At 38.8% G+C, this 11,341-nt stretch carries 13 protein-coding genes and 1 pseudogene; 3 read left to right on the top strand and 11 right to left on the bottom strand.

What is annotated here, in order from left to right; translation table 11 throughout:
• Positions 1-30: 30 nt before the first annotated feature.
• The 8 genes and pseudogenes from AC1UFB_RS07255 to AC1UFB_RS07220 all read right to left on the bottom strand — a co-directional run.
• Positions 31-498: pseudogene (locus tag AC1UFB_RS07255) on the bottom strand (hypothetical protein); the annotation flags it as partial.
• A 56-nt stretch (positions 499-554) separates the two neighbouring features.
• Positions 555-1,742 carry an IS110 family RNA-guided transposase gene (locus tag AC1UFB_RS07250; protein ID WP_318757652.1) on the bottom strand — a complete coding sequence of 396 codons (1,188 nt, stop codon included), beginning with the start codon at positions 1,740-1,742 and terminating at the stop codon, positions 555-557.
• Positions 1,743-1,899: 157 nt separating this feature from the next.
• On the bottom strand, positions 1,900-2,676 hold the full coding sequence (locus tag AC1UFB_RS07245; protein ID WP_311857968.1) for a recombinase family protein: 777 nt from the start codon (positions 2,674-2,676) through the stop codon (positions 1,900-1,902).
• A 468-nt stretch (positions 2,677-3,144) separates the two neighbouring features.
• On the bottom strand, positions 3,145-3,621 hold the full coding sequence (locus tag AC1UFB_RS07240) for a DUF600 domain-containing protein (protein ID WP_311857965.1): 477 nt from the start codon (positions 3,619-3,621) through the stop codon (positions 3,145-3,147).
• 11 nt (positions 3,622-3,632) lie between these two features.
• Positions 3,633-5,798, bottom strand: a complete 2,166-nt coding sequence (locus AC1UFB_RS07235; RefSeq protein WP_482588884.1) for a T7SS effector LXG polymorphic toxin — start codon at positions 5,796-5,798, stop codon at positions 3,633-3,635.
• Between the two features lie 18 nt (positions 5,799-5,816).
• A complete protein-coding gene (locus tag AC1UFB_RS07230) occupies positions 5,817-6,077 on the bottom strand; it encodes a DUF5344 family protein (protein ID WP_094910186.1) in 261 nt (86 codons plus the stop codon).
• Complete coding sequence (locus tag AC1UFB_RS07225) at positions 6,077-6,502, bottom strand: YwqH-like family protein (RefSeq protein WP_100347830.1); 426 nt, start codon at positions 6,500-6,502, stop codon at positions 6,077-6,079. The genes AC1UFB_RS07230 and AC1UFB_RS07225 overlap by 1 nt, the downstream gene beginning before the upstream one ends.
• Before the next feature lie 160 nt (positions 6,503-6,662).
• Positions 6,663-7,217, bottom strand: a complete 555-nt coding sequence (locus AC1UFB_RS07220; RefSeq protein ID WP_100347831.1) for a GNAT family N-acetyltransferase — start codon at positions 7,215-7,217, stop codon at positions 6,663-6,665.
• Positions 7,218-7,352: 135 nt separating this feature from the next.
• On the opposite strand from AC1UFB_RS07220, the gene AC1UFB_RS07215 reads away from it, so the two are divergent.
• Positions 7,353-7,793: a PH domain-containing protein gene (locus AC1UFB_RS07215; protein WP_100347832.1), complete on the top strand. Its 441-nt coding sequence runs from the start codon at positions 7,353-7,355 to the stop codon at positions 7,791-7,793.
• Here the strand turns inward: AC1UFB_RS07215 and AC1UFB_RS07210 are convergent.
• Positions 7,790-8,221 carry a GNAT family N-acetyltransferase gene (locus AC1UFB_RS07210; RefSeq protein WP_062686879.1) on the bottom strand — a complete coding sequence of 144 codons (432 nt, stop codon included), beginning with the start codon at positions 8,219-8,221 and terminating at the stop codon, positions 7,790-7,792. The genes AC1UFB_RS07215 and AC1UFB_RS07210 overlap by 4 nt on opposite strands.
• 107 nt (positions 8,222-8,328) lie before the next feature.
• Between AC1UFB_RS07210 and AC1UFB_RS07205 the strand changes: the two genes are divergently transcribed.
• Together AC1UFB_RS07205 and AC1UFB_RS07200 are read left to right on the top strand one after the other, a co-directional pair.
• The gene (locus tag AC1UFB_RS07205) at positions 8,329-9,186 is read left to right on the top strand and encodes an aminoglycoside 6-adenylyltransferase (RefSeq protein WP_157803607.1); all 858 of its coding nucleotides are present in this window, start codon (positions 8,329-8,331) and stop codon (positions 9,184-9,186) included.
• An 87-nt stretch (positions 9,187-9,273) separates the two neighbouring features.
• Positions 9,274-9,654, top strand: coding sequence for a hypothetical protein (locus AC1UFB_RS07200; protein WP_100347833.1), 381 nt, complete (start codon positions 9,274-9,276; stop codon positions 9,652-9,654).
• Positions 9,655-9,704: 50 nt separating this feature from the next.
• Here AC1UFB_RS07200 and AC1UFB_RS07195 read toward each other — a convergent pair whose 3' ends face one another.
• Positions 9,705-10,211: a GNAT family N-acetyltransferase gene (locus tag AC1UFB_RS07195; RefSeq protein ID WP_206833597.1), complete on the bottom strand. Its 507-nt coding sequence runs from the start codon at positions 10,209-10,211 to the stop codon at positions 9,705-9,707.
• A gap of 17 nt (positions 10,212-10,228) precedes the next feature.
• Positions 10,229-11,113 carry an alpha/beta fold hydrolase gene (locus AC1UFB_RS07190; RefSeq protein WP_100347834.1) on the bottom strand — a complete coding sequence of 295 codons (885 nt, stop codon included), beginning with the start codon at positions 11,111-11,113 and terminating at the stop codon, positions 10,229-10,231.
• Positions 11,114-11,341 lie beyond the last annotated feature (228 nt).

The following is an 11,341-nucleotide window of genomic DNA, read 5'->3' as shown; positions in this document are numbered from 1 at the left end:
CCGTATCATACCAAGAGGGCTCTTTTTTGTTCAAGTCCCCGAAAATCCTTCTAACAGGAATGCTCCTTTAAATAGTGTATTTGCTGGTGAACCAGCTCCATGAATACCAGCTTGATGCTCATTTGGGAATTTTGCAGGATGCATATTCCACCATTCATGTTCTCCGCCAAAAGTATTTTCAATTATATGATGAGCATCATACTTATCTCCTTGTTTCCTAATTATTTTACCTGTTCTTTCCGAAATAACATTTTCATTATACACAGGCCACTTTTGCCCAGTATTTTCTTCCCACTCTTTAATTACTTTATTTTTTACTTTATCAAATTCTGCCCTATGCTTAGCTGTATCTATTGGTGACATTTTTTTATATTCTTTATTTCTTAAGGCTTCCTTTAACTTCTCTATTTGGTTTTTAGATAACTCTCTGCCGGTTCGTCCTTCTATATCTCTAATATATTTTTTTATTGTATCAGAATCTATCTTATTACCCGTACCCTATGTTGTAATCTTAAAAGCTAAAAATAAAAAAAATCAGCCATTTTACCACCCAATTAAACTACTTCTTTCTCTTCTATTATTGGCAATTCGTAAGCAGTTTGGTGCTTCATCATGCCATAAACAATGTTCACAAGCCTTCTCATTATACATACCAATGCTTGCCCCTTTGTTTTACCTTCTTTAAGTTTGCGTTGGTAGTAAGCATAAAACACTGGGTTCCTTGGTAACTTACTTCCTTTAGCTACTTGCACTTGTTGTACAGCTAGATTGTAAAATAAAGCGTGAAGCGCCCGATTTCCCTGTTTGCTTTTTTGTTCCTTGCCTTTCCCACCAGACCCAAAGTAAACAGGCGCAATCCCCGCAAATCGTGCCAATTTGTTGGCATTTGGAAAACGTCTAACGTCACCAATCTCCGCAATTAAAGCGGAAGCTGTCACAAGGTCAATGCCTGGCATGGAGTCTAGTTGAAAGTCTAGTAAACTCATTAACTGTTTTAGTTCGCCTTCCACATAGTTCATTTCCTTCTTTTTAAACGAAATGTCTCGAACGATGCTTCTTACTAGAAAGTCTCGCGTTTCCTGATGTTCTTTTGTTGTGTTCCCATCTTCTATTACTAGCTTCAATATTTCATTCGCTTTTTTCACCGAACAAGTATTATGGCTCACTTCTAATAAGAAGGTGGTCAATTGTTTTATACTCACACCTTCTAAACAAGACTCGGAGAAAAACTTCTTATAGCTTGGATAATGATGGCTCAATTGAATATGCAGTTGGTTTTTTAAAGCACCTTGAGCTTTCACCAATGCATTTCTTCTAGTAACCAATTGTTGTATCGACCAAAATAAATCATGTGGTTTAGCGTTAGGCAATTGGCTAAGTTGTCTTACCAATATTCTAGCGACACATTCCGCATCCCAGCTATCACTTTTTTGTACGGTAACATAGCTTTTTCGTTCAGCATAAGAAAGAGCTGGGTTAACCTCTTTTACAACTTGTCCATGGTCCGTTAGAAATTGTGCCAATGCTCGACCGTAACCACCCACATCTTCTAAACCGAATATAGGTGTCAAGCCTTCTTCTGTCAGTGCATCAATATCCAGTAAAAACGTGGAGAAAGCAGAGGGTTTATTTTCAAACTTTATTTCATCTAGTTTTTCCTGCCAACAATTAATAATCACTGCCACATGGTGCTGTTTATGTAAGTCTACACCCACATAAATATGTTTCTGCTTTTCATGCATGGCTCATCCTCCTATTCAGTTGTCAATGATTGAATGAAAATGCCGGCAACCTTAGTTCGAGCGTTCACCAATTGGTGCGCATTGGTACGAAAGCCTATCCATTTTCATCGCTTCATAAGAACTTATTAGAAAATGAATCCCTTTTTTAAGTAACCTATTAAATTATTGCTTCATGTTTGCCATTTGCTTGTATTTGTCCGTATGTATAGATCCCTTGATAAAAACTTTCTCGGTCTAAAATACGTTTCACTTGTACTTTCGTAAATGCTTTACCTTGAGTTGTTCGATAACCTTCATCATTTAATGCTTCTGCCAACCTAGACAGTGACCATTTTCTATGTATCTGTTTAAGCTCAAACAACCGTTTCACTACTTCTGCATGATTGTTATGTATCTTTAGTTCCTTTTCACCTTTTTGTTTCATATAGCCAAATGTTACCCTTCCCCCTGCATATCCACCTTCTTTTGCCTTTTTATTTCTTCCTTTCGTTAGCTTCAGCGCTATTTCAAGCCGTTGATATTGGTCTAATAACTCCATTAAGCCATTGACCAAAAAATCGTTTGGGTCTTTTTTGTGAATGCTGTAAAATGGCTGTTCAATGCTTTTAATATCACAGCCGTATTTCTTTAATTCTCGTTGAATCAGTACCTTGACAATATCTGACCGCCATAATCGACTTGTATTGAGCACCACCACATTATCAATTTGGACAGAAGAAAGGTGAGCCAACATCTCCTGTAAGCCCACCCTGTCTATTTCGAATGCTTCTTCATTTAGTTTTGCGCCACTAATTCCTTCGTCTCTAAAAATATGTATCAAGTTAAAATCCTGTTCTTCACAGTATGCTCTAATTTCTTCTTCTTGATATTTCAAGCTATATCCATCTCTTGCTTGCCCTTGAGTGGAGACTCGTATATACCCAACAACGTTCAACTTTTCACCCTCCCGTTACATAAATTTTAATTTTCGTAACGCTTTTTAGCGAATAGCGAGTATTATACGACCGTCTCTTGTAAAAATACAACCCAATTTTTGTCTGCCCTGTTGCTAAACTAGTAACCTTCTTACGTAACCTACCTTTTATCGCCACGAGCTTTGTCAATCTCGTTAGTTTGTCAACCATTCCATATCATAACTATTCCTGCCATGTAAAATGTCATCTCGCCTATTTCTCTTTCCTATTCATTTCCCGTAAAGTATTAAAACGATACTCCTTGATGGTACTATCTTCATGAGCTATGAATTTCACAAAGCATAGTCCAATGTTGCCCAAAGTTAACAATTTCTAAAACAAAAACAAAAGCACCTGTTGCCTAATAAGACAAACAAGTGCTTGTAGTTAATTCTAAAACATAATCCTGAATACTTCTGAACTCTTATACTAATTAAGACATTTCCACTTCAGTAATTTCCACTTTTTACCTCTTCGAACCAAAAATTGAAAATATCATCTGGTAAAAGCTCTTCGTCATTTGAATAAACTAAATCATATCTATATTTTCCTTTTAAACTATTCTGCTTCACATTATAATGTAACTTTATCTCTGTAGGCATTTCTTTTCCATATTCTTTACATTTTTCATGAATTTTTTCTAAATTTTCAAGTCCAATATCTAAAACAGCTTCTTGCCTTTGTTCAGAGGTATCATAAATCAATGCTTTCTTACCTTTTGTGCTTGTGCTATTTACTGCATCATTTAAGTTATGCTTAAAAACAAATTGACTATTTATTTTAAAAAACACGTCAAAAACATACATTTCTGGCTCATAGGAACAGTAAATGTAAATATCCTCTGCTTTATTTTCAACGTATTCTAAACAAATTGCTACCATATCTGCTTGTAATTCAGAAAAATAATCTTCAAATACTTTACTCAAGTCTATCACCCCTAATTTTTTAATTTTACTTTCTTAATAAAACCATCTATATTATATTTTATTTCAAAGCTTGTCGGCCTTAATCCAGTTCCGTCATAATTGACTTTAACATTAACGGAAACCTTCTTCCCTTCTTTTATGGCTGTAGCCCATTGATTTTCTAACTTCTTGTATTTACTCAAATTCACATTACTTGATTGAGATACAAGATTATCTAAATCTGGAGAGCCCCCAAACCTATCACCAGCTAAATGTCCAGCATGGTCACCCGTTTCTTTTCCAGGCGTGTTTAATTTATGTGGTAATCTACTATCTCTTTCTGTTAATTTTAAATCATCTGCATTAAACTCTTTAAGTCTCCCCATATTGTCAGTCTCATATAAATACTCATATTCTCCTGTTTTATACTTAACATTCGGTTTCAAAGCACCATCTGTACTCATATGACTTCCGTCTCTAATAACACCATCTGGAATCTTATCTGTTTTATTACCCGTACCCTTAGAAACATCCTGAACACTCTCAACATTCCGAAACGGCTCAACCTCTTTACCCTTCTTCTCCACTCCAACAGGTTTCTCCACACGCTCCACATTCGGATTCGCCACAAATCTCCCTGTCTCTGGGTCTTGGTACCGCTTGACTTTTGGGTTGTAGATGGGTGTGATCATCTGCATCGCTTGCTGCTTCACGTTCTGCAAGGTTTCCCTTACCGTCTGCTGGGCAAGCGCTGGACCGGCTGGCGCTAGTTCAGGCATGAGCCTTGGCATGGTGCTGTCTAAAATACTCGTATACGTTTTATGTAATGACTGTGTCCACGATGCCGGTGCAGTTTTGACGCTTTGGTACGCTTGTTTGGTGACGTTGGCAACGGTGCTTGTGCGAAGCGTATTGCGCATTTGCGTGAGCTTTTCGGTTCCTTTTGTCACCACGGCTTGACCCATATTGGCTGCGTAGCGCGTCGATAGGGCACCTGCGCCTGCAATGCCGAGCGATTGGAACAGGCTGTTTTGGCGCTGTTCTTCGGAGATCGCATTGCCGAACATGTCTTTTCCCGTTGTGAATTCGTACATGCCGTTTGCGGCGACTAGGCCGTAGAGACCTTTTTCTGCTTGTTCGAGCGCTTTAAACGATTTGGACGTTTTGTACGCATCAAGCGCATGATCAGCAGCGTTGACACCTTTGGCGGTAACATAGATGGCTTTTCCGCCTTTAGCTGCGCGACCTGCCCAGCCGACAACGGGAATGAATCCAGCCGCTGCCATTGCACCTGCCGCTACGCGTTCCGATGTTGAAAGCTCACGTCCCGTAACGGGATCTACGCCTTCGGCTGCTCGTTTATAATCATAATATCCTGTTACCTCTCCTGTAAAGGTTGAAACCGTATCCCACGTTTTTTCATACCACTTTTTATTAGCTTCTTCAACCGCTTGGCGCTCCGCTTCTTTTTTCAGCTCGTGAACATTTTTCATTTCTTCATGATACGTCACGTAGTTCGTTGCGTACTCGCTTGCTTCTTTTTGAACTTTATACAACTCGCTTGCATGATACGCTTTTTGATCAAATAAAACTGGATACGCCTGCCCGCCTTGCGTCGTAGCTCCGTGTAAGCTGTTGGTTGCAGCTTGTGTCAGCAAATAATTTGATTCCATTTGCCTATAACCTTCTAACCACTCTGCATCCAATTTTTCAACTGCTTCAACCGTTTCATCCCGCTTTTTTTCTGCTTTATCGATTGAATCGTTAAAATCTTCGGCAGAAAACGCAGACAGTGAGACTAAGTCGTCCACTTTATGCAAAATCGTTTGAAGATCTTCTCGCTGCTGAGTAACGAGTTCTTTCGCTTGGCTTACGGACTGTTTAAGATCATGCTCTAAAAACGATAGGTCAACTACCGTGTTTCCTGCTAGGTTCGCGTCTTCTGCTTTTACGTACAGCGCTGAGAAATATGACTTGGTCATTTGGACTAAATCAATCCAACACTTTGCGTTATCAACTTGGTATTCATAGAACTTCTTAATGTTGTCGGCACCTTTTCCTTGAAGGCTATCATCCAGCTTAGACACGGCAGCTAGCGCTTTGTGCAGGGTCTGCAGCTGGTCTTCAAGATTTTTATACGCTTTTTCTCGTTCTTTGGAAAAGGTTGAAATGCCCTTTGCATCGTATATTTTCCCCATTTGATTCACCCTTTTTCATTATGAACGCACAATGGCTTCGTCTTGTTCTTTTAATAATTTCACGTTAGCTTTCGTGTCCTGTACGCTTTTTTCTAAGGCTGTGATGTACGTTTTTAAAAGCTTTCCCAGCTCTTCTTCCTGTGACTTCCACTCGTTTGTGGTTGAAAGGTTGTTATCCCCGACATCGGAGTTTCCTGGGAGCGATAATTTTTGAATGGCTGTTTCGACGTCTTCAAGCTTTTGCATGACGTCTTCATAGTTGAGCTTGATTGATGTCATTATAGCTTTCTCCTAATCTCACTAATTTTATTCTCTAAATCTGCGACTGCATCTTCCCCTTTATTTAAAAGAGATTCCGCTTCGTTTACAAGGTAGCTAACACCGCTATAAAAGCCTTTTTGAGCCTCGTACCACGTGATTTTATGTTTAATCGCATTTATATAGTCGTCATAATCGTTCGTGATAATATCGTTGATTTCGTTGTATGCTTGCTTTCTGTTGTCATCAAAGTTTGTGGATATATCACCTTTCCAATGATCTCCTAAGTCTGGTTCCTTTACTTCTTTTATTTCTACTAATGACCGTTTCTTTTCGTTTTCAATCTCTGTTTTTGCGGTTTTTAAACGCTGAATTTTCTCTTCAGCATCCGCAACGTTTCCTGAGATTGTGCTTGAAAAACTTTGAAGCATTTGTTCAAATCCCATGAGGTTCACCTCTTTACCACTTTTTCCAATATTTATAGTTTAAAAGTTGCTTTTGATTAGAGAAATAGGAAATTTTTCTCTTTTTTCCACAGTAAGACAACGTTCCCTTAAATCCGCCAAAATAATAGGTATAAAGAATCATAAATAAAAAAGCCGCTCATTAGTCGGCTCTTCTTTCTTTCCATTCCCTTTTTAGTAAGCTGTACATATACAAATCATCAAATTTCCCGCACGTGCGCTCATATTCTCTCAGCAATCCTTCTTGATGAAATCCAAGCTTTTCAACAAGCTTCTGCGATGATATGTTTTCTGGTTCAATTAGGGCTTGGATGCGATGTAGCTTCCAGTTTAAAAATCCATACTCGATGACTGCTTTCATAGCTTCAGCTGCAATGCCTTGCCTCCAGTATTCCTGATGAAGCTCGTATCCAACTGACGCTCTTTCATGACTAGATTCATAATCTAAAAAACCACAGCTTCCAATTATGACGCCTTCTTCTTTTAATGTAATGCCCCATCTCATCCCGGTACCTTCATTTACTATATTTCTGTACCAGCTGAGCTCGCTTTTCACATCATCAATCGTTTGAAAAGGCTCTAACCCCATATGCTTCATTACTACAGGGTCAGATAAATACCTTAGCATATGAACGGCATCACTTTCTTTTGACTCACGGAGAATGAGCCGCTTCGTATCCAATGTAGGTATGTTCATGTGTTTCTTCCTTTCTTAGCTAATATACTAAATCTATTTTTTCACTTCGCATTAGTAAAAAGCGAAACCAATTCCTTACATTAAGCGTATAAACTAGTACTAACTCGTTTTCAAAAAATGAACGGAGGTGCTTTCTTGAAATTCCGATCTCATATCGACCGCTTTTTTGGTATGGTAATAACCACTTCTTTAGCAACCCTTGGCGTAGTATTTTTTCTTCCTCTTTTTTTAGACAGTGAAACAACTCTGCTTGATATTATTATTTCTATTGCATTATTTTTAGCTTGTGGAGGCGTCATGGTATGGTCTAGTTTTTTTGCGACGTATGAACTTCACTCTGATTATCTTATTGTTAAAGGGGGCGTATTGAAGATTCGTATTCCATATGAAGAAATCACAAAAGTAGCCCCAACTCGTAATGTTTTTACGGGATATAAAGTTCTCGCTTCAAAGGATGCTATTGAAATCTTTTATACATCTTCTCTTTTAGGAAGCGTAAAAATCTCACCGGCTAAGCCTGATCTTTTTCTTTCAGAGTTGAAAGCACGCTGCAACAGTAGCTCCTTTAAGTTTTAACGTATCTCTTTTATAAACCCAGTGCTTTTCGGCTGGTAGCCCATTTTTTGATAAAAAAGATGCGCAGCCAGCCGCTCATCTCGGTTGCCGCTATTTAATCCAATTGCCATGCAGCCTTGACTCTTCGCCCACCTTTCTGCTTCTTTGATCAACATTTTCCCGACGGCTTTTCTTCTAAATTTCTCATGAACAACAAATGCAACAATACGAGTATAAGAGCCATCGTATTCATAAAAATAGCTTTTACATAAGCCAGCCATTCCCGCTACTTCACCATCTATCTCTGCGATGAGCGTATGATAATCTGACGAAGCTTGAATAGCGGATAGCCTCACTTGCAGATCTTCAAAATTCGTTGGATAACCAAGCTGTTCCATAAGCGGAATTAGCTCTTTAACATCATGGTCTTGTAGAGATCGCACCTTCATCTTTGCACTCCCTTTTACACTATGAAATAATAAAACCAAACCCTAATAATTCCATTTTATCAAAAAAGCGGATGGGAAATAAACGTTTTTAAGAAAGGAGAATGAACGTGCGCAGTAAAGAAGAAGTAATGAATCTTATTTTGAGCTATGCGAAAAACGATGGCCGCGTACGCGCAGTTGGGATGTGTGGTTCACGTGTCAATCCCAAGGCACCTCGTGACCATTTTCAAGATTACGATATTGTTTTTATTGTATCTGAGATGGAAAGCTTCTTAAGTGACCCGACATGGGTTGACTATTTCGGAGAACGTTTTTTGACCCAAATGCCGGAACAAACAACGTTATTTCCGCCTTCATTAGGAGGAAAGTTCAGCTATCTCATGCTGTTTCAAGACTATACGCGAATTGATTTAACTCTTTGTCCGCTTTCACTTAAAGAAGACTGGAACCGTGGTGATGAAGGTATTTCAACCATATTGCTAGATAAAGATGATTTATTTAGGGCACCACAACTTCTAAGCGATAAACAGTATCATCTTCAAATGCCAACCGAAGCTAACTTTCTAGACTGTTGCAACGAATTTTGGTGGGTTTGTACGTACGTTGTCAAAGGCCTTTGCCGCAATGAATTTTTATATGCGGTAGACCATCTTACTTTTCACACACGAACAGAACTTCTTCGCATGATGTCCTGGCGCATCGGCACCGAGCGTGGATTTACGTTTAGTTTAGGAAAAAACAATAAGTATCTGCCAAACTATCTCGAAAAGCATGAGTTTCTTGAGCTTCAAAGCACCTATGACGTATCGACCAATGAAAAGATTTGGCATGCGCTCCAAGCTAGTCAAACGATGTTTATTCGCGAGTCTACGAAAGTGGCAAAAGCGCTTGATTTTCAAATCAATGAGCAGGAAGTGGCTAATAGCCTTACCTATACGCGTGAACATAAGAGAGTGTATGCGTGATGAGAACACAGGTAAACATTATTCAATGGTTTTTATAGAAAATAATTACTAAAATGGTGTAATAAAGTAGAAAGGTGGCGGTGCTTTTTGGTGAACTATATAAAGTGGCCAGATTTACTATTTATGCTGATTCTAACTATTATTTTAGTTTTTGATTATTTTCCTAACCCAATGTTTACAAAAATCCTACCACAAGCTGCTTTTGTTTTATTCGTTAGCGTGATTGGGTTATTGTTTATACTGAGTATCATAATTAGAATCCGCTCGGAAGAAAAAGTAGCTGAAGGCTTAATAGGACAAATTATTCTTACTGTCTACATTGTTGTAGTGATGACAATATTGTCGCTTTTAGGCGGCGAGTCTACTTCTGGTGTCTCTTTTAGCAACTGGATTTTCTGGGGCGTTCTCTCTCTTTCTCTGTTTGAAATTTATTCAAGATGGAAGAAAGTCAAACAAAAAGAAGCATAGGTATCGGACTTATGCTTCTTTCCTTTTATCATGCTCATCATTCTTTTCTATTACACTAGCTTATAATAAAACACGGTGGCATCCAGATTGCCGTTGGCTGACAATGCATAGTTGGGGATTACCCCTGCTTTTGTGTACCCCATTGCTTGGTATAATTCGTTTGATGGATCACCTTCTCTTGTATCTAATACAAGCAGTGAAATGCCATGCTTTTTCGCTTGGGCTTCAACTTCCTCCATTAATAAGCGGCCAATTCCTTTTCTTCGAAAACCAGGGTGCGTCATTAACTTTCCAACTTCAGCTCGGTGCTTTCCGTTTTCTTTTCTTTCTAAATATAGCTGAACGGTGCCCACTACTTTGCCTTCACTAGCTGCGATAAGCAGGACAGTATCATTTTGATCGACTCCACTCCAGTACATGTTTGCTTGGTTCATAGACAAAGGAGGCAAAAAGCCAATTGATGACCCTCCGTCCACGCAAGTCATTAAAAGCTGTGACAAATTTTGTATATAGTTATCTACGTTATCTACTATTTGTAAATCAATTGTTTTGGTCATGCATTTTCTCCCCCATATTATAAAGTAACGTGCCCATTCACAAGGTCGTGCTTTTTAATAAACGCTTCAACTTGATTATGAATATCTCCTGCGTCTTTTCCAATCCACAGTAAGTGTCCCCAATTATCAAGGAGACAAAGAATTGATGTTGGAATTGATTTTTTTGCATGATGTGCATGCTCAAGTGAGACGGCTTGATCGTTAAGGCTGTGAAGAATAAGGGTTGGACTTTGAATCGCTGTCAGCAAATGATGAAATTGCTTGGACGTATGCTCTAAATCCAACAAGAACCCTTTTCCTGAACGATAGCGATTATTCATACGCTGAAATGCTTCCAGGTCTGAATCTTTCATTTGTTTCATGACTTCTTCTGCCGGAAGTTTACTAAAAGATGGAACAAACTGCTTAAACATAAACTGTACGTTGCGGTTTGACAGACGAGCCACGAGCTTCCACGTCCACTTTTCAGTAAGCGGATGAAATGCAAATTTCGCTACCTTATAATTGAGACTTTTTTTAGACAGCCATTCTTTTGTGACGGCACTTTGTAGAATTAAGCTATTTGTACGGTTTGGATACATTGACGCAAAGCTAATTCCGCTCGGACCTCCCGCTGAGACTGCAATGATATGTACTTTTTTAATGTCTAACTGATCTAACATCTTCGCATAGCAACGAGAAGCTAGTTCGAATGTTTCGCCAAGTTCTTTTGAAGTAGCTCCGTATCCTGGTCTTGACGGTGTTATGATTGAAAACCCGCTTTTTACAAGACGTTCATACCCTAACTCTTCTCGGCAGTTCGAGTGCCCCCCGTGAAATAGTAAGATCGGAGTTCCTGTTCCAACAACTGAATACTCAAGCAGGTGCCCATCTACTTCCATATGATAAATGATTCGCTCCAACCGCTTCACCTCCATTTTCTGTTCTTTACAAGATAGCCAAGAATACTATTCAATATTCGTTTATCCTTCTGTTTCTCCTTTTCTGATCAGGAGAAAATTGTTAAAATACCCCTATACTTCCAAGTATCATTTTACACTAAATTGGTCAAATAAGTTAAACTATATAAGTTGAATTAAAGGATTACGATTACTCTCTGTTGAAGTATAAGGGTAACACTTACCAATGAA

This window comes from Priestia sp. KCTC 13724 (assembly GCF_056820425.1).
Note: the sequence above shows the minus strand (reverse complement) of the source record. Positions and strands in the feature narration are given on the sequence as shown.